Origin of the sequence: Rothia halotolerans, from assembly GCF_004136635.1 — a bacterium.
In the GTDB taxonomy this organism is placed as follows: Bacteria; Actinomycetota; Actinomycetes; order Actinomycetales; family Micrococcaceae; genus Rothia; species Rothia halotolerans.
The window spans coordinates 58,071-76,110 of the sequence record NZ_NOIU01000005.1 but is presented as its reverse complement, the minus strand read 5'-3'; the positions used below and the strand labels follow the sequence as shown (position 1 = coordinate 76,110).

Genomic DNA, 18,040 nt, shown 5'->3' with positions numbered 1-18,040 from the left:
TCACCGGGACAGCAGCAGGGCCTCCCCCTGGCCGCCGCCCCCGCACAGGGACACCGCCGCCCGGCCCCGCCCGCGGCGGGAGAGCTCCAGCGCCGCGTGCAACGCCAGGCGGGCCCCCGAGGCCCCGATCGGATGCCCCAGGGCGATGGCCCCGCCGTGGACGTTGACCCGCTCGGCGGACACGCCCAGGTCCCGCGCGGACTGGTAGGGCACGGAGGCGAAGGCCTCGTTGACCTCCCACAGGTCCAGGTCCGACGCCGCCCATCCGGCCCGCCGCAGGGCCGCCGCGGTCGCCCGCGAGGGCTGGGAGTGCAGCGAGGCGTCGGGCCCCGCGGTCTGCCCAGCGGCCCCGACCTCGGCGAGCCACGGCAGCCCGCGCCGCTCGGCGTAGTCCTTCGAGGCGAGCACCAGCGCGGCCGCGCCGTCGGAGAGCGGCGAGGAGTTGCCGGCGGTGATGGTCCCGCCCTCGGTGAAGGCGGGGCGCAGCCCCGCCAGGGCCTCGGGCGTGGAGTCGGGGCGGATCCCCTCGTCGGCGGAGACCATCAGCGGACCGCCCCGGCGCTGCGGCACCTCGAGCGGAGCGATCTCCTCGTCGAAGAGCCCCGCGGCCGCGGCCGCCCCGGCACGCCGGTGCGAGGCGGCGGCCAGCTCGTCCTGCGCCGCGCGCCCGATCCCCCGGGCGGCGTTGTCCGCGTCGGTGATCTCGCCCATGCTCCGGCCGTCCGCCGCGTCGGTCAGGCCGTCGCGGGCCACGGCGTCGAGCAGCCGCAGGTCTCCGTAGGTCCTGCCGGCCCGGACGCCGGGGGCCAGGTGCGGCGCCCCGGACATCGACTCCTGGCCGCCGGCCACCGCCACCGCGGCGTCCCCGAGCCGGATCGCCCGCGCGGCCTCGTTCACCGCGGCGAGCCCGGACAGGCACACCTTGTTGAGGGTGGTGGCGGGGGCCGTCCGCGGGATGCCGGCGCCCAGCGCGGCCTGCTTGGCGGGGTTCTGCCCGCACCCGGCCTGGACCACCTGCCCCATGAGGACCTGGTCCACGAGACCGGGGTCCACGCCGGCCCGGCGCAGCGCCGCGGCGATGGCGTGGGCGCCGAGCTCCACGGCGCTCAGCGGGGCCAGCTGCCCCATGATCCTGCCCTGCGGGGTCCGCGCCCCGGCGAGGACGACGACGTCGTTCAGCTGCTGCACCCGATCCTCCCTGCGATCCTCGACTGATGTGCTCTGCATCTCATCCTATCGAGGGGCACAGGGGCGGCGGATCACAGCCACTTCTTGATCCGGAACACCGCCCACAGCCCGAAGCTCGTGGCGACCATCAGCCCGATCGCGAAGATGTAGCCGAAGTGCCAGCCCAGCTCCGGCATGTCCTCGAAGTTCATGCCGTAGATCCCCGCGATGATCGTCGGCGCGATCAGCACCGCCGCCCAGCCGGAGAGCTTCTTCATCGCGTCGTTCTGCCGCTGCCCCACCAGCGTCGCCTCGATGGTCAGGGCGTTCTGCAGCGCGCTGCGCAGGGAGTCCAGGTGCTCGACGTCGCGGGTCACGTGGTCGCGGACGTCGCGGAAGTACCGGTGCAGCTCCTCGGAGACCCCGTACTTCCCGCCACCGCGCATGAGCAGCTCGAGCATGTGCCCCAGGGGGCGCGCCGCCCGCTGGAACTTCACCACCTCGTTGAACATCTCGTAGATCCGCTGCGAGGCGTTCTGCCCGGTGAACAGCTGCTCCTCGACCTCGTCCAGGTCCTCGTCGAGCGCCTCGAGGATGGGCTCGTACTCGTCCACGACGCCGTCGAGGAGGAAGTACAGCAGGGTCTGGGGGTTCTGGGGCTCGAGGTTGCGGCGCTTGAAGGCGCGCCGCATCCAGTGGACGACCCGGTCGGACCCGGCCGGGTGCTCGGTGAACACGATGAAGAAGTCCGGGCCGAGGAAGGCATGGATCTCCCCGAACTCCATGCGCTCGGCGTCCTGGTCGTACCGGGCCGGTCGCAGGACCACGAAGAGCGTCTGGCCGTAGCGCTCCAGCTTGGGGCGCTGACGCCAGTGGGCGGTGTCCTCGAGGGCCAGGGCATGCAGCTCGAACCGCCGGGCGCAGGCTCGCATCTCCTCCTCCGTGGGCTCCTGGGCGACGAGGCAGACCGTGCGGTCCCGGCCGGCGTCGAGCTCCTCGAGGGCGCTCTCCGGGGAGTCGAGGTCGCGGTAGTGGCCCTCGGCGTCGGAGACCGCGTTGAGGAGGAAGGGCATGGGGGGCTCCAGGGGTCGGGGCGGGACGAGGGGTGGCGGGGCGGAGCCGGCGGGCCTACTCGTCCTCGATGAGGTCCCGCACCACGATCGTGTTCTCGCGCCCGGGCCCGACGCCGATGGCGGAGATCCGGCAGTTCGAGAGCCGCTCGAGGCTCTCGACGTAGCGCCGAGCGTTCTCCGGCAGCTCCTCCAGCGAGGTGGCCTGCGAGATGTCCTCGGTCCAGCCGTCGAAGTACTCGTAGATCGGCTGCGCGTGGTGGAAGTCGGTCTGGGTCATGGGGATCTCGTCGTGGCGGACGCCGTCGACGTCGTAGGCCACGCAGACGGGTATCCGCTCGATGCCGGTCAGCACGTCCAGCTTGGTCAGGAACAGGTCGGTGAAGCCGTTGATGCGCACGGCCTGGCGGGCCAGGACGGCGTCGTACCAGCCGCAGCGGCGCGGACGGCCGGTGTTCACGCCGAACTCGCCGCCGGTCCTCTGCAGGTACTCACCCCACTCGTCGAAGAGCTCGGTGGGGAAGGGGCCTGCGCCCACGCGGGTCGTGTAGGCCTTCTGGATGCCGATGACCCGGGAGATGCGGGTGGGTCCCACGCCCGAGCCGACCGAGGCGCCGCCTGCGGTCGGGTTCGAGGAGGTCACGAAGGGGTAGGTGCCGTGGTCGACGTCGAGGAAGGTGGCCTGGCCGCCCTCCATCAGCAGGGTCTTCCCCTCGTCCAGGGCGTCGTTGAGCAGCAGGGTGGAGTCCACGATCATGGGCCGCAGCCGCTCGGCGTAGGAGAGGAAGTACTCGACGATCTCCTCGACCTCCACGTGCCGGCGGTTGTAGACCTTGACCAGCAGCTCGTTCTTCTGCCGGAGCGATCCCTCGACCTTCTGCCGCAGGATCGACTCGTCCAGGATGTCCTGCACCCGGATGCCGAGGCGGCCGATCTTGTCCATGTAGGCGGGCCCGATGCCGCGCCCGGTGGTGCCGATGGCGCGCTTGCCCAGGAAGCGCTCGGTGACCTTGTCCATGGTCTGGTGGAAGGGCGCCACCAGGTGGGCGTTGGCGGAGATGCGCAGCCGGGAGGTGTCCGCGCCGCGGGCCTCGAGGCCGTCGATCTCGGCGAACAGCGCCTCGGGGTTGACCACGACGCCGTTGCCGATCACGGGCACCGCGTTCTCGCTGAGGATGCCGGCCGGGAGCAGCTTGAGCTCGAACTTCTCGCCGCCGACGACGACCGTGTGGCCGGCGTTGTTGCCGCCGTTGGGCTTGACCACGTAGTCGACGCGGCCGCCGAGCAGATCGGTCGCCTTGCCCTTGCCCTCATCGCCCCACTGGGCGCCTACGATCACGATTGCTGGCATGTGGAACTATCACTCCTCAAGACACTGTGCCCGTCGGGTTGCCGGGGGCACCGTGTCCCAGGATACCCGGTCGCCGGGGCGGGCGCCCGGGCGGCGCAGCGTGGCGAGCCGGCGCCGGGGCGGGGTGGCGGCACCCGGCCGGCGCGGGTCCGGCCCCGGCACGGGTCCGTGCGGATCAGGAGAGGATGCGCGTCTGCAGGGGGTAGCGGTAGACCTCGCCGTTGTTGGCCTTCACCGCGCCGATGATGTGGAAGATGAGCACCAGGATGCTGGTCACCGCCCAGATCGGCCCGGCGATGATGAGCCCGAAGCCCAGGGTCACGATCGCGAGGAGTCCCGCCGCGATGTTGACGATCCACATGGTGAAGTTGAAGTTGAAGGCCTGCGCCGAGCAGACGCGGACGAATCCGTAGCCCGGCTTGTCCTTGTAGATGAACCAGAAGATCAGCGGGCCGAGGAAGCTCAGCGAGCCGATCGAGATCACCAGCGAGACCAGCGAGGAGAGGTGGGACAGCAGCGCCATGGTCCGGGCGTCCGGCGGGATCTGGTTCCCGTAGGCGTCCATCGTCCTGGGTTCGGTGCTCATCGGCCCTCCTCGGTCTGGCTCCGGTCCCGGGGCCCCCGCCGATCCGCGGAGGGTCGGCCCCTTCTCCTCCAGTCTACGGGGCGGCGGCCCACGAGGGCACGGCGAAACGGCGCTGATCAGGGGAGATCAGCGCCATCTCCCTCCCGCCGACCGATCGGCCCGGGCCAGGGCGCCGACCAGAACCAGGTCAGGGTCCGAGCCAGAACCGAGTCAGGGCCCGGGCCAGAACCAAGATCAGGGTCCGGACCCGGCCAGCCGCTCAGAGCCCGCTCAGCGGCTCGGCAGATCCTCGTACGCGGCGGCGACGCCGGGAGACGTGATGAGACCGCCCTCGGTGTTCGCGCCGGCGGCCAGGCCCTCGGAGGCCTCCAGCGCGGCGTCGACCCCCGAGGCCAGGCGCTGCACGTACGGCAGGGTCGCGTTGTTGAGCGACGTCGTGGCCGTACGGGGCACCGCGCCGGGCATGTTGGTCACGCAGTAGTGCCGGATGCCCTCGACCTCGAAGACGGGGTCGTCGTAGCCGGTGGGGTGCGAGGTCTCGAAGCAGCCGCCCTGGTCGATCGCGACGTCGATCAGCAGCGACCCCGGCTTCATCCGGGCGAGGTGCTCGCGCCGCACCAGCTTGGGCGCGCGGGCGCCGGGCACCAGGACCGAGCCGATGACGACGTCGGCCTCCTCCAGCTCCCGCTCCACGGTGCGGGGGTTGCTCGCCAGCACCCTGGCGCTGGTGCCGAACATCTGGGTCAGCTCGCGGACCCGGGCCATCGAGGCGTCGAGAACGCTCACCTCCGCCCGCAGGCCCAGCGCCAGCTGCGCCGCCTGGGTCCCGACGACGCCGCCCCCGAGCACCACGACCCGCGCCGAGGCCACGCCCGGCGCCCCGCCGATCAGGATCCCGGGGCCTCCTTCGGTGACCATGCTGTAGCGGGCCGCCGCCTGGGCGGCGAGCCTCCCGGCGATCTCGGACATCGGGGCGAGCAGGGGCAGTGCGCGGCCCTCCCGGACGGTCTCGTAGGCGATGGATCGCATCCGGGTCTCCAGCAGCGCCTCGGTCAGCGGGCGCGCGGCGGCGAGGTGGAGGTAGGCGAAGAGGGTCAGGTCCTCGCGGAAGCGCCCGAACTCGGACTCGATGGGCTCCTTGACCTTCACCACCAGCTCGGCGGCGTCCCAGACCTCCTCGACCCCGGTGAGCCGGGCGCCGGCGTCCTTGTACTCGGCGTCGCCGAAGCCGGTCCCCTCGCCCGCTCCCCGCTGCACCAGCACCTCGTGCCCGGCGTCGGCGAGGGCGTGGACGCTGTCGGGAGTCAGCCCGACCCTGCGTTCGTTCGGCTTGATCTCCGTGGGCACCCCGATGAGCATGTTCCGCCCTTCCTGGTCGAAGCTGGGGACACCGGCCACGCCATTGTGACCGGCATCTCCCATTATGGTCCGCCGGGCGGCGGAGGTCGAAGGGGACACGGCCTCAGGCGGGACGGGTCCTGAGGGCGCACAGGGCCGCGCCCAGCAGGCCCGCCAGGATGTCCGTGACGGTGTCCAGCGGCGGGATGTGGATCTCCGGTGTGACCAGCAGGAACCCGAGGAACTCCATGAGCTCCCAGACCACGGCAAGCGCCAGGCCCGCACCGAGGCACCAGCGCAGGCGGGTGGGGAGGGCCGGGGCGGCGGGAGCTTCCGCCGGAGAGCGCGAAGGACGTTCGAGCCCCGCCTGCGACGGGCTGGAGGGCGGGTGCGGTGCCCGTGAGAGCGGATACGACAGGAGGGTGGCCGAGGCCGCCCACCTCGCGCCCGCCCGCAGCCGCAGGTTCCACGGGATCCGGACGAGGGCATAGGTCGCCAACAGATGGACCACCAGGTCCCACCAGGGGACGGCGTCGTAGAGCTGCTCGGCGGAGCTGACGCCGGCGAGCAGGAGGATCGCGCTCGCCTCGAGCCGCGCGGGCCAGGTCCTGAAGGCGAGGAAGGCCAGCACCTGCCCCAGCCCCACCAGCAGGAGCACCGCGACGTCCACCCAGCTGCCGCGGACCGAGTACACCAGGGCGGCGACGATCCCGCTGAAGCACGCGCTGGAGCCCACCGCGTGGGCCAGGCGGCCGCCCGGCGTCCCGCGGGCCGGGCTCATCCGCCGCCTCCGGGAGGGGCGTGCGGCGCGCGGCCGGACGGGACGGGCGCCGCGCGGCCGGGCCGGAGTCGCGCCAGGCGCGGGGCAGCGCGCTCGGCGAGCCGCTCCCACGGACGCTGCCGCGGCCACTGGAGCCGGATGACCCGCCCCGCCATGCGCAGCTGCCGGACCACGCGGCGCGGCATCGCCACGGCGCGCCAGGACACCCCGATGACGCCGCCGCGGTCCACGAGGAACCGCTCCCCCGGGGCGAGAAGGAAGCTGAGGTCGTAGTCGTCGTGGACGTCGGCTACCCGGTGCACGCCGTCCCGCACCCGATCCCACCACGAGGCGCGCATCGCCATGTTCGAGCCCCACAGGGGCGGGTGGCCCAGCGCGAGCCCGCCCACCAGGCGGTACGCCTCGACGTAGAGTCGGCACGCGCCCTCCCCGAGCCAGCGGGGGGCGGGGCGGAAGCGGCCCATCCCGGTCGAGGCGACCGCCGCCGGTCCGGCCGCGCGCAGCAGGCCGGCGTGGCGGGCCGTCCATCCGGGAGGCGGGAAGCTGTCGGCGTCGCAGCGCAGGATCAGGGTGCGGCGGGCGGCGTCATACCCCGCGGCGGCCGCGAAGGCGACGCCGGCGCGCGGCTCCCTGACGACGCGCAGCGGCAGGGCCCAGCGCCGCCGGGCGGTGGCGAGGACCTCGTGCAGCCCGTCGCGCGAGCCGTTGTCGACCACCACGACCTCGTCCGGCGGGAGCTGCTGGAGGGAGAGGCCGATGAGGCAGCGCCAGAGATGCTCGGCGTCGTCGCGGACGGGGATGACGACGCTGATCCCCTCCGCGCGCTCGCCCCGCAGCACCCGGCCGCCGCCCTAGCGCGCGGCGATCTGCGCGGCGGCCTCAGGATCGGAGTCGTCGAGGAACGACCCGATGCGCACGGCCTCCTCCTCCTCGCCGATGGCGGCGGCGGCCTGGCCCAGCAGGTAGAGGGAGGTCAGGAAGCCCCGGTTGGGCTCGTGGGAGAACGGGATGGGGCCGTGGCCCTTCCAGCCGTGCCCGCGCAGGGCGTCGAGGCCGCGATGGTAGCCGACCCGGGCGTAGGCGTAGCCCTCGACGAGCCGCCCCTCACCCAGCGCCTCCCCGGCGAGGATCGACCAGGCCAGCGAGGAGGTCGGGAAGGCCTTGGCGAGGTCCTCCCCCTCGTCGCCGGCCTCGATGCGGGCGAGCACGTCGGGCTCCTCGTCGAGGTAGGTGGGGGCGGGTGCGTCCAGGAGGTTCTTGCCGGCCAGAGACATGCGGGTCCTTTCGAAGCGGTGCGGGCTTGTTCGTCTCCAACCCTATCCAGCGGCGGGACGCGCCGCACCGGGCGTTCGCGGCGGACGGGGCGGCGGAGGAGCAATGGACAGGGCGGCGCAGGGGCGGGGACGCGACGGGGCCAGGGCACGCCGATCGCGGACGACGCGACGCACCGCCGGCGTCGGACACCCCGGCGCGGCCCAACGCACGGGTGATGGCGGGGACGGCGAAGAGCCTCACGGACGCGATCGGGCCCCGGCCGAAGGATCGGCCGGGGCCCGATGCGCCGCCGGAGGCGTCCCGCGGAGCCGGGCGGGCATCGCCGCCGGGGCGCGGGCCGCCTCCCGCCGCGGAGGCTACTTGACGGAGGTGCCCGCCGAGCCGAGGTTCTCGCAGGCCTGGACCACGCGGGCCGACATGCCGTCCTCGGCCTTGGCGCCCCACACGCGGGGGTCGTAGGCCTTCTTGTTGCCGACGTCGCCGTCGACCTTGAGGACGCCGTCGTAGTTGTCGAACATGTGGCCGGCCACCGGGCGGGTGAAGGCGTACTGGGTGTCGGTGTCGACGTTCATCTTGATGACGCCGTAGGAGACGGCGTCGGCGATCTCCTGCGCGGAGGAGCCGGAGCCGCCGTGGAAGACGAGGTCGAACGGACGGTCCTGGCCGACCTTCTCGCCGGCCTCCCGCTGGATCTGCTCGAGCAGCTCGGGGCGCAGGCGCACGTTGCCCGGCTTGTAGACGCCGTGGACGTTGCCGAAGGTCAGGGCCGTGATGTAGCGGCCCTTCTCGCCGTTCTTGCCGAGCGCCTCGAGGGTCTTCAGCGCGTCGTCGGTGGTGGTGTAGAGGGTGTCGTTGATCTCGCCGACGACGCCGTCCTCCTCGCCGCCGACCGCGCCGATCTCGACCTCGAGCACGATGTGGGCCTTGCCGGTCCTCTCGATCAGGTCGGCGCCGATGCGCAGGTTCTCGTCCAGGTCGATCGCGGAGCCGTCCCACATGTGGGAGTTGAAGATCGGGTCCTCGCCGCGGGCCACGGCCTTCTCCGACTCCTCGAGCAGCGGCAGCACGAAGCCGTCCAGCTTGTCCTTCGGGCAGTGGTCGGTGTGCAGGGCGATGTTGACGTCGTACTGCTTGGCGACCTCGCGGGCGAAGGCGGCGAAGGCGAGCGAGCCCACCACCATGTCCTTCTTGCTGGAGCCGGACCAGTACGCCGAGCCGCCGGTGGAGACCTGGATGATCCCGTCGGAGCCAGCCTCGGCGAAGCCGCGGATCGCGGCGTTGAGGGTCTGCGAGGAGGTGACGTTGATGGCCGGGTAGGCGAAGCCCTTCTCCTTCGCGCTGTCGAGCATCTGCGCGTAGACGTCCGGGGTGGCAATAGGCATGCTGGCTCCTTGGAACGGGGAACTATGGAGCGCCGGGGCCGACGCTCGTTTCTGACGGCGCGGGCACCCGGGGCGCCTCATCGCCGATCACCCTCAGTGTAACAACCAGCACCCCCGGTGAAGAGGGGTTTGACAGGATATTTCGAACGCAAAACCACAGAAACCCAAACGATTCAATGGGGATGGGGCCTGGCGAGGGCGCCGCGGAGAGAGGCGGGCGAGGGGCGCGGATGCGCGGCGGCGGAGGCGGCGACGAAGATATAACGCGCGCAGTACTAGCGGTATTCGGAGCTTTCGCTCCGAAAAAGAGGGATGAACCCAGCGCGTGAAGCGGGAGGGGCGGGAGCGCGAAGCGAGGGATCCACAGGATTGGATACGGGAATCCAAGACGAGGGACCAGCAAGAGTGGAGGGGGACGCAAGGAGAAGACCGGCGAGATCGGGAGGCTCGGGGAAGCAGGCCAGGAGCCGGCCAGACAGGAGGGCCGGGCCACAGGCAAGGACCGGCAAGAGGGGGAGACGAGGCAAAACAGGGCCTGAGGGAGGACCCATGGCAAATTTTCGGAGCTAAAGCTCCGAAATACGCCAGTAGTGCGCACCCCATACCTCGCCTCTGCCGCCGCAAGCCCTCGGCCCCGGAGGAAGCCCCCGGCCCCCGGCTACCGGCAACCGCCCCCAACAACGACCCCGCCATCACCCACGTCTTCAGCTGACCCCTTCAGCTGGCCATGGGGCCGCGCGTCTCACGACGATTCGACCGGCTACCCGAAGAGGCGACCCCGGCCCCACACGTCCGGCCCGTCCAGCCCCTCCGGCCGCCTAGCCGGCCCGCTGCCCGAAGACGTGCCGCCGGATCCACGCGTGCATGGCCACCGCGGCGGCCGCCGAGGCGTTGATCGAGCGCGTCGAGCCGAACTGCTCGATCGAGAGCGTGTCCCGGGCGGCCTCCTTCATGGCCTCGCTGATGCCCGGCCCCTCCTGGCCGAACACCAGGACGCAGCGCTCCGGCAGGTCGTAGGTCTCCAGCCGCCGGGAGTCCGGGAAGTTGTCGATCCCGATCACCGCGAGCCCCTCGCCGCGGGCCCACTCGACGAAGCCCTCCACGGTCTCGTGGTGCCGCACGTGCTGGTACCGGTCGGTGACCATCGCCCCGCGACGGTTCCACCGCCTGCGTCCCACGATGTGCACCTCCTCCGCCAGGAAGGCGTTGGCGGTGCGCACCACGGAGCCGATGTTCAGGTCGTGCTGCCAGTTCTCGATCGCGACGTGGAAGGAGTGCCGGCGGGAGTCCAGGTCGGCGATGATCGCCTCCATCCGCCAGTAGCGGTACCCGTCGGTGACGTTGCGCCGGTCCCCGTGCTCCAGCAGCTCGGGATCCCACTGCTCGCCTTCCGGCCAGGGGCCCTCCCAGGGGCCGACGCCGACCACGTGGGACGCCGCGGCGCCGTCGGACTCCCGGGTCGGCACCTCCGCCGGCGCCGCGGCGGAACCGGGCTCCTCAGCGGCCCGGCCCGGGACGGCGTCGTGCTCCCCCGATGCCACCCCTAGTCCAGGCCGAGTTCCGACTTGGAGAAGGCGTACAGGCAGGGCACGCCGGCCGCCTGCTCGATGCGCTCCTTGGCCCCCGTGGCGCGGTCCACGATCACCGCGACGGCGACGACGTTGGCCCCCGCCTTCTGCAGCGCCTCCACCGCCGTGAGCGCCGAGCCGCCGGTGGTGGAGGTGTCCTCGACCACGACGACGTCGCGCCCCTCCACCGCCGGCCCCTCGACCTGGCGCCCCATCCCGTAGGACTTCTGGGCCTTGCGGACCACGAAGGTGTCGATGGCGCGGTCCTGGTCCCCCGCGGCGCGCATGATGGCCCCGCCCACCGGGTCGGCCCCCATGGTGAGCCCGCCGGCGGCCTGGAACTGCACCCCGTTGCGGTCCAGCAGGTCCAGCATGACCTGCCCCACCAGGCGCGAGGCCTCATGGTGCAGGGTCACCCGGCGCAGGTCCACGTAGTACTCGGCCTCGAGGCCGGAGGCCAGCGTGACCCGCCCGCGGACCACGGCGAGCTCGAGGATCAGCTCGCGCAGACGCTCGCGCGCCGCCTCGAGCGAGGGCGTTTCAGAAAGCTTGGAAGTCATAGGCCCATTCTATGGGCGTTCGCCGCCCCCCGGCGTCATCTCCGGACCGTCTGTGGATGAGCCGGACCACCCCTTGCCTGTGATCTGTAGCATGGTCAGAAACGCCCCTCAGCCACCCTCCCGACGCCGCGACCGATGACCGAGGACGAGTTCATGAGCACTCCCCGCATACCAGGCGACCACCTCAGGCAGTACGAGACGACGCCGACGCAGTCGACCGGCGAGATCCGGCGCTCCGACGGCCAGAAGGCCGAGGAGGTGAAGCACCGGGAGCGCCTCAAGCGCGTGATCGGCATCCTCGGCGGGCTGATCGCCGCGGGGATCGTCTACCTCGTCATGCCCGCGGACGCCCCCGACGCCGCCCGGCTCACCGCCGCCACCGCCGTCCTGATGGGTCTGTGGTGGATGACCGAGGCGATCCCCATCCCCGCGACAGCGCTCCTCCCGCTGGTGATCTTCCCGGTCTTCAACGCCGAGGTCGGCTTCGACGACGTCGGCGCCTCCTACGGCAACAACGTGATCTTCCTGTTCATGGGAGGCTTCCTGCTGGCGCTGGGCATGCAGCGGTGGAACCTGCACCGCCGCCTCGCCCTGCTGACCCTGAAGGTCATGGGCACCAAGCCGGCGGCCATGGTCGGCGGGTTCATGATCGCCACCGGCTTCCTCTCGATGTGGGTCTCCAACACCGCGACCGCGGTGATGATGCTGCCCATCGGCGTCTCCGTGCTCGTGCTGGTCACGCAGATCGGGAACGAGGAGGCGGACGGGTCAGGGGCGCCGGCGGACGAGGCTCCGGCCGGGGGTTCCGGGGACGGCTCCGCGGAGACGGCGGACGCCGATCCCGGCGCGGTGACGGAGGAGGCCAAGAAGGCGGTCAAGAAGTCCAACTTCGGCACCGCCCTGATGCTGGGCATCGCCTACGCGGCGTCGATCGGCTCGGTGGCGACGCTCATCGGCACCCCGCCCAACACCCTGCTGGCCGGGTACATGGCGGACACGCACGGCGTCGACATCGGGTTCGGCCAGTGGATGATCGTGGGGATGCCGCTGGCGGTGGTCGGCCTCTTCGTCTGCTGGTTCATGCTGACCAAGGTGCTGTTCAAGCCGGAGATCAAGGAGATCCCGGGCGGCAAGCGGCTGATCGAGGACGAGCTCGCCAAGCTCGGGCCGATGAGCCAGGGGGAGATCCGCGTGCTCGCGATCTTCGTCCTGGCCGCCGTCTCCTGGATCACCATCCCGCTGGTCTTCGAGGACCCGCCGATCTCCGACGCCGGGATCGCCATGGCCGTGGGCGCGCTGCTGTTCCTGCTGCCCGCCGGCGCGGCGAAGGGCGTGCGGCTGCTCGACTGGGAGACCGCCGTCAAGCTCCCCTGGGGCGTGCTGCTGCTGTTCGGCGGCGGCCTCGCGCTCTCGGCCCAGTTCACCTCGAGCGGGCTCTCGGAGTGGATCGGCGAGGCCGCGACGGTGCTGGCGGGGATCCCGGTGCTCGTGATCGTCCTGGTGGTCGCCGCCGGCGTGCTGGCCCTGACCGAGATCACCAGCAACACCGCCACTGCCGCGACGTTCCTGCCGGTCGCGGGCGGCATCGCCCTGGGCATGGGGTACGACCCGATGCTGCTGGCCGTGCCGGTCGCCCTCGCCGCCACGTGCGCCTTCATGCTCCCGGTGGCGACGCCGCCCAACGCCATCGCGTACGGCTCCGGCTACGTGACCATCGGCCAGATGGTCAAGGGCGGGGTCTGGCTGAACCTGATCTTCGTCGTGCTGATCACCGCGACCGTCATGACGATCGCGGTGCAGGTCTTCAGCATCTCGCTCTGAGCCGCAGGGGCGGGGCGGGCTCCCCACCAGCCCCTGGACCAGGGCGAGGCCGGTCGGACCCGGCCCAGCCGGGAACCGGCACCGACCGGGCCGGCCGAGCCCGCCGCCGGGGCCCCTGGGCCCCGGCTCCCGGCTCCCGGCTCCCGGCTCCCGGCTCCCGGCTCCCGGCTCCCGGCTCCCGGCTCCCGGAAGACCCTGCCCCACCCCGTAAGACGCCGACGACCTGCGGAAACATTCGTCGCCGATATGGATCGGCGTCCCCGCGCTCCGTAGAGTGGATCGACCACCTGCGAGCGATGGGAGGTCCGAGCGGTGAGGCTCAGACGACGGCGGATGACGACGGGGGACGCCCCCGCCCTCATCGTGGCCGGCATCGGCGGATTCTGCAGCCCCTTCCTTGTGCACGCGCTGGGGCTGGGCGACACGGCGTGGCGGTGGCCGGCCGCCGTCGTCGTCGGCATAGCGCTCGCCGGCATCATGTGGCTGGTGCTGCGCTGGCGCGACCGCCTGGATCGGGGACGGGACGGGGACGACGGGTCCGAGGCCACCCCGGAGACCCGCCCGCGCGACGGCGGGGAGTCCTCGCGGACTCGTGGGACTTCCTGACCAGGACCCCTCGGAAGACGACGCCCGTGAACCACCGCCTGCGCGGCGAGTCGGGGGTCGTGGTCCGCGAGGGCTCCTCGCACGAGCGCTGGCAGCACGAGCCGACGGCGGCCGGGGACGCCCGCATCTGGTTCTACGTGGAGGACGACGTCGTGCACCTGGAGCAGGTCCGCACCCGGCACCCGAACGAGACGAAGTGAGCGGGGCCGGATCGCCCCGGCCCCGCTCGCCGCGTCCTCCTGCCTCCGGCTCAGGACGTCCTCCCTACATCCGGCTCAGCGCCAGTACATCCAGCTCGGAGCCAGGCCGGCCGGCCCGGGCGGCGGCGGCCTGGTCGCGACGCCGCCGGCCGGGCCGCGCCCGCCTCAGCGGAAGGACGCCCTCCGGTAGATCAACCATCCGCCGGCCAGCGAGAGCAGCACCGCCAGCCCGAGGGCCCACGGCAGCAGCCCACCCGGCAGCCCCTCGCCGAGCGTGAGGAGCGCGGAGACCCCGCCCTGCTCGGAGCGGCTGAACGCCGAGATCAGGATGCCCATCACGACGACGAGCAGCACCGCCGTGCCGACGATCGACAGCGTCAGCCCCATCGCCCCGGCCCGGAGGTAGATCGCGGTGAAGAGCAGCGCGATCACCTGGGCGCCGAAGAACGTGCCGAGCGCGATCAGCCACGCCGACAGGAGCGACCCCCGCCCGAAGTAGATGATGTCGATCGCGGAGAGCCCCATGAACCAGCCGTGGGTCAGCCGCTCGAGGGCGATCAGCACCACGAGCGCGGTGGCCGTCAGCGCCGAGCCCACCAGGGCGTAGAGGATGGCGCCCCACCAGACGTTGCGCCGGGTCATGCCCAGGCCGAGCATCGCCGTCGTGCCCTGGCCCACGGCCGAGCACAGGATGGCCAGCGGGGCGATGCTCCCCCACCAGACCACCGTCTGGTTGTAGGTCAGGCCGTTAGAAACGTCGGCCGCCTCCGCCTGCGAGGACCCGAGGATCACCGCGCCCACCGCTAGCGAGAGCGCGGCCACGACCACCACGATCCCCGGCCCGGTGTAGAGGCGGCTGGGCACCGTGAGGTAGTACCGGAGCGCCAGCATCGTGCGGCCGCGCCCGGCGTCGGGGAGGCCCCCTGTGCCGGCGACCCCGGGGGCCTCCCCCGTCCTCCGGGAACCGCCGGCGCCGGCACCGCCCGTGACCGTCCTGTTGTCTTCCGCTGCTGCCTGGCTCATCGCTGGGCTCCTTCCTGTGCGGCGTCTCCCGTGTCCCGCGGGGAGCTCCCGAGGGGCGAGAGGGTCCCCATCGCGGCGACCACCTCCTGCAGCGAGACCGGCTCGACCTCGAGGCCCAGCTCGCGCGCGGCGGCCTCCGCCTCGGCGTCGAGGGGTGCGGCGACGACCACCATCGTCATCGAGCCGACGCTCTGGCGGCGGCTCACCCGGCCGGTCGAGCCGGTGCGCTCCAGGAGGCGCTCGACGTCGTGCACCGGGCCGGCGAGCCGGTACGCCCGGTCCCGCGCCCGCTCCTGGGACTCGTGGAGGGTCACGGCGCCGTCGTCGAGGAGGATGACGTCGTTGAGGAGGTCCGCGATCTCGTCCACCAGGTGGGTGGAGATGATCACGGTGCGGGGGTGCTCGGCGAAGTCCTCGAGGAGGCGGTCGTAGAAGACGCCGCGGGCCACCGGATCCAGCCCGCTGTAGGGCTCGTCGAAGATGGTCAGCTCGGCCCGCGAGGCCAGGCCCACGATGATGCCCAGCGAGGTCCGCTGCCCGGTGGAGAGCTTCTTGGTGCGCGCCCTGGGGGAGAGCCGGAAGTCCTCCGTCAGCCGCCGGGCGAGTCCCTCGTCCCAGCGGGGGTAGGCGCGCCGGGCGATCCCGAGCACGTGGTGCACGCGCATGTCGTCCGGGTAGCACTGGTGGTCCCTGACGTAGACGGTGCGGGACAGCACGGCGGGGTTCTCCAGCGAGCGGCCGCCGAGGACCTCGACGCTGCCCGAGCTGGGGATCACCTGCCCCACCAGCGTGGAGAGCAGCGTCGTCTTCCCTGCACCGTTGCGGCCCACCAGGCCGTGGATGCGGTTCGGCGCGAGCTCCAGGTGGATGTCCCGCAGGGCCTCGACCCTGCCGAACCGGCGGTTGAGGCCCCTGACGACGACGGCGGGCGCCTCCTCGGGGGACGCGGGCGCCTCGGCGACGGCCTCGCGGCCGGGCGAGGCCCCGCCCCAGGGCGTGGTTGCGGCGGTCATGACTGCTCCTTCCGGGGATCGCCCGCGGCGACGGCGCCTAGACGGCGACCCACCACCCTGAGGGCGTCCTCTGCGGTGAATCCGATGGCCCTCGCCTCCGTGACGAGGGGATCGACGTAGTCGTTCACGAACTGGTCCTGGCGCTCACGCAGGAGGATCTCCCGGGCCCCCGTGGCGACGAACATCCCGATCCCCCGGCGCTTGTAGAGGATCCCGCGGGCAACGAGGGTGTTGATCCCCTTGCCCGCGGTGGCGGGATTGATGCGGTGGAAGAGCGCGATCTCGTTGGTCGAGGGGACCTGCTCCTCCTCGCCGTACGTGCCGGCGAGGATGTCGGAGCTGATGCGCTCCGCCACCTGCTGGAAGATCGGCTTGGAGTCGTCCACGGCCACCCCCTTCAGATGATTCGGTTAGGTGGTTCATTAGTTATGTAACTAACCATAGAACCACTTCGGCGGAAGTCAAGGGTCGGGAGGGGACAATCCGCGGCGGAGAGGTGATCAGACGGACCGGGCCATGGACGCCCCGAGGGTCGAAGAGGGCCCCGACGACGCGGCGCCGGGGCCCAGCGCCCCTTCAACCCAGCCGCCACCCCGGCGGCAGCGGGGCCCGGAGCTTGGCGAGCATCTCCTCGTACTCCTCGTGCGGATCCGAGTCGGCGACGATCGCGCCACCGGCCGCGATGCGCACCAGCGCGCCCACGGCGGCGTCGGGCTCCGAGGCTGCCGGAGTCGAGAGGACCGCCGTGCGGATCACGATCGAGAGATCGGCTGCCCCGCCCGGCCCCAGGTACCCGACGGCGCCCGAGTAGACGCCGCGGGCCCGCCCCTCCAGCCGCTCGATGATCTCCATGGTCCTGGCCTTGGGCGCGCCGGTCATCGAGCCGCCGGGGAAGCAGGAGGCGACGGCGTCCAGCGCGGTGGCGCCCGCCCGCAGCCGCCCCCGCACGGTGGAGACGAGCTGGTGCACGGTCGCGTAGGACTCCACGCCCATCAGCACCGGCACCTGGACCGTGGCGGGGTCGCACACGCGGGAGAGGTCGTTGCGCATCAGGTCCACGATCATCAGGTTCTCGGCCCGGGTCTTCGGGTCCGCGGCGAGGGCGGCCGCCCGCTCGGCGTCGGTCCGCGGGTCCGGCGAGCGCGGCGCCGTCCCCTTGATCGGCTTGGCCTCGCACCACCCGTCCTCGTCCACCGAGAGGAAGCGCTCCGGGGAGGAGGAGAGCACCGCGTGGTCCCCGCACCACAGGAAGGCGGCGTGGGGCGCGGGGTTCGCCGCCCGCTGGGCCCGGTAGAGCCCCCAGGCGACCTCGAAGGAGAGGCCGACGCCGAGCCGGGCCGAGGTCTCGGCGGTCAGGCAGATCTCGTAGGAGTTCCCGTCGCAGATCTCGGCCAGGCACTCCTGGACCGCCTGGAGGTAGTCCGTGCGGTCGGGGGTCGGGAGGACGACGTCGCCCGCCCCCGGCACGCTCGGAGGTCCCGCCGCACCGCCGGCGTACGAGGCGGGGGCCTCGAGGCCCTCCAGCCACCCGGCATCGCCGAGGCCCCACGCCTCGCCGCGCAGGTGGTCGAGGACGACGCAGCGGCTGACGCGGATCCACACGGCGTCGGGGGTCTGGCTGAGGTGCCGGTTCGGTGAGCCGAGGTCGGCCTTCATCTCATATCCGAGGTAGCCGACGTACCCGCCGAGCAGGTTCCGCAGGATCGGCGGGGCGCCCTCGGGCGCCGTCAGGCCCGTGCCGTCGCTCGTGCCCGCATCCGGGCCCGCCGCCGGGCCCTCGCCCGGATCCGCCCCCGGCGCCTCCCCCTTCCCAGCCTCCTCGGCGAGCAGCTCCAGTACCGAGCCCCGCCGGGGAGTCCGCGTCCCGGCGTCGGGCTCCAGGACGTCCGTGACCGGCTCGGGCAGCCCTGCGGTCTCGTAGCGCAGCACCCGGGCCCCGGCCCCGCTCGCGACGCCCAGCACGCTGTACCGCGAGGCCGCCCCGCCCCGCCGGTCCCGCGCGGAGGAGGAGTCCAGCCAGTAGGCGTACTCGGCGCCGGCGGCGATGCGCTCGAAGAGCGGCTCCGGGGCCGCGGGGTCGACGCGGAGCCGCCGGACGACGACGGCGGGCCCGGTCACCGCGCGCCGCCCCGGACGCGGACGGCAGGGGACATCATGCGCGCTCCTCGCACTCGATCTGTGGCACGCCTCAGTCTAGGTCAGGGCACCCGGCCCTCCCCGGCTGCGGGGACGGCGGGTCGCCTAGCCCGCGGCCCCGGCCTCGCCGTCCGGCGCCTCGGGACCGCTGCCCGGGACCTCG

At 72.6% G+C, this 18,040-nt stretch carries 18 protein-coding genes; 3 read left to right on the top strand and 15 right to left on the bottom strand.

Annotated features, from left to right (window positions below; translation table 11 throughout):
* From EWV39_RS12735 to pyrE, 11 genes are all read right to left on the bottom strand, one after another.
* The gene (locus EWV39_RS12735) at nt 1-1,227 is read right to left on the bottom strand and encodes an acetyl-CoA C-acyltransferase (RefSeq protein WP_129660984.1); all 1,227 of its coding nucleotides are present in this window, start codon (nt 1,225-1,227) and stop codon (nt 1-3) included.
* Nucleotides 1,228-1,259: 32 nt separating this feature from the next.
* Nucleotides 1,260-2,240, bottom strand: coding sequence for a magnesium and cobalt transport protein CorA (locus tag EWV39_RS12730; protein WP_129660981.1), 981 nt, complete (start codon nt 2,238-2,240; stop codon nt 1,260-1,262).
* Nucleotides 2,241-2,295: 55 nt separating this feature from the next.
* Complete coding sequence (locus tag EWV39_RS12725; protein WP_129660978.1) at nt 2,296-3,588, bottom strand: adenylosuccinate synthase; 1,293 nt, start codon at nt 3,586-3,588, stop codon at nt 2,296-2,298.
* A 175-nt stretch (nt 3,589-3,763) separates the two neighbouring features.
* Complete coding sequence (locus EWV39_RS12720; protein WP_129660975.1) at nt 3,764-4,174, bottom strand: DUF4870 domain-containing protein; 411 nt, start codon at nt 4,172-4,174, stop codon at nt 3,764-3,766.
* A gap of 270 nt (nt 4,175-4,444) precedes the next feature.
* The gene (gene ald, locus EWV39_RS12715) at nt 4,445-5,533 is read right to left on the bottom strand and encodes an alanine dehydrogenase (protein ID WP_129660972.1); all 1,089 of its coding nucleotides are present in this window, start codon (nt 5,531-5,533) and stop codon (nt 4,445-4,447) included.
* 103 nt (nt 5,534-5,636) lie between these two features.
* Nucleotides 5,637-6,293, bottom strand: a complete 657-nt coding sequence (locus tag EWV39_RS12710; RefSeq protein ID WP_129660969.1) for a hypothetical protein — start codon at nt 6,291-6,293, stop codon at nt 5,637-5,639.
* Nucleotides 6,290-7,132 (bottom strand): glycosyltransferase family A protein, encoded by an 843-nt coding sequence (locus tag EWV39_RS12705; RefSeq protein ID WP_238148346.1) that lies wholly within the window; start codon nt 7,130-7,132, stop codon nt 6,290-6,292. Before EWV39_RS12705 ends, EWV39_RS12710 begins: the two co-directional genes overlap by 4 nt.
* 12 nt (nt 7,133-7,144) lie before the next feature.
* The gene (locus EWV39_RS12700; protein WP_129660966.1) at nt 7,145-7,567 is read right to left on the bottom strand and encodes a DUF3151 domain-containing protein; all 423 of its coding nucleotides are present in this window, start codon (nt 7,565-7,567) and stop codon (nt 7,145-7,147) included.
* 357 nt (nt 7,568-7,924) lie between these two features.
* Nucleotides 7,925-8,950 carry a class II fructose-bisphosphate aldolase gene (fbaA, locus tag EWV39_RS12695; RefSeq protein WP_129660963.1) on the bottom strand — a complete coding sequence of 342 codons (1,026 nt, stop codon included), beginning with the start codon at nt 8,948-8,950 and terminating at the stop codon, nt 7,925-7,927.
* Nucleotides 8,951-9,768: 818 nt separating this feature from the next.
* Nucleotides 9,769-10,416 (bottom strand): TrmH family RNA methyltransferase, encoded by a 648-nt coding sequence (locus EWV39_RS12690; protein ID WP_238148357.1) that lies wholly within the window; start codon nt 10,414-10,416, stop codon nt 9,769-9,771.
* A gap of 77 nt (nt 10,417-10,493) precedes the next feature.
* A complete protein-coding gene (pyrE, locus tag EWV39_RS12685) occupies nt 10,494-11,078 on the bottom strand; it encodes an orotate phosphoribosyltransferase (protein ID WP_129660957.1) in 585 nt (194 codons plus the stop codon).
* A 153-nt stretch (nt 11,079-11,231) separates the two neighbouring features.
* Between pyrE and EWV39_RS12680 the strand changes: the two genes are divergently transcribed.
* The 3 genes from EWV39_RS12680 (at nt 11,232) to EWV39_RS13845 (ending at nt 13,705) form a co-directional block, all read left to right on the top strand.
* Complete coding sequence (locus EWV39_RS12680) at nt 11,232-12,899, top strand: SLC13 family permease (protein WP_129660954.1); 1,668 nt, start codon at nt 11,232-11,234, stop codon at nt 12,897-12,899.
* A gap of 312 nt (nt 12,900-13,211) precedes the next feature.
* Nucleotides 13,212-13,505 carry a hypothetical protein gene (locus EWV39_RS12670; RefSeq protein ID WP_129660949.1) on the top strand — a complete coding sequence of 98 codons (294 nt, stop codon included), beginning with the start codon at nt 13,212-13,214 and terminating at the stop codon, nt 13,503-13,505.
* Between the two features lie 26 nt (nt 13,506-13,531).
* Nucleotides 13,532-13,705: a hypothetical protein gene (locus tag EWV39_RS13845; RefSeq protein WP_165313311.1), complete on the top strand. Its 174-nt coding sequence runs from the start codon at nt 13,532-13,534 to the stop codon at nt 13,703-13,705.
* 165 nt (nt 13,706-13,870) lie between these two features.
* On the opposite strand, the gene EWV39_RS12665 is transcribed toward EWV39_RS13845, so the two are convergent.
* The 4 genes from EWV39_RS12665 to EWV39_RS12650 all read right to left on the bottom strand — a co-directional run bounded on the left by EWV39_RS12665 (nt 13,871) and on the right by EWV39_RS12650 (nt 17,859).
* A complete protein-coding gene (locus EWV39_RS12665; RefSeq protein WP_129660946.1) occupies nt 13,871-14,728 on the bottom strand; it encodes a hypothetical protein in 858 nt (285 codons plus the stop codon).
* The gene (locus EWV39_RS12660) at nt 14,725-15,741 is read right to left on the bottom strand and encodes an ABC transporter ATP-binding protein (RefSeq protein WP_129660943.1); all 1,017 of its coding nucleotides are present in this window, start codon (nt 15,739-15,741) and stop codon (nt 14,725-14,727) included. The genes EWV39_RS12665 and EWV39_RS12660 overlap by 4 nt, the downstream gene beginning before the upstream one ends.
* A complete protein-coding gene (locus EWV39_RS12655; protein ID WP_129660940.1) occupies nt 15,738-16,127 on the bottom strand; it encodes a GntR family transcriptional regulator in 390 nt (129 codons plus the stop codon). The genes EWV39_RS12660 and EWV39_RS12655 overlap by 4 nt, the downstream gene beginning before the upstream one ends.
* Nucleotides 16,128-16,317: 190 nt before the next feature.
* Nucleotides 16,318-17,859, bottom strand: coding sequence for an anthranilate synthase component I family protein (locus EWV39_RS12650; RefSeq protein WP_129660937.1), 1,542 nt, complete (start codon nt 17,857-17,859; stop codon nt 16,318-16,320).
* Between the last annotated feature and the right edge of the window lie 181 nt (nt 17,860-18,040).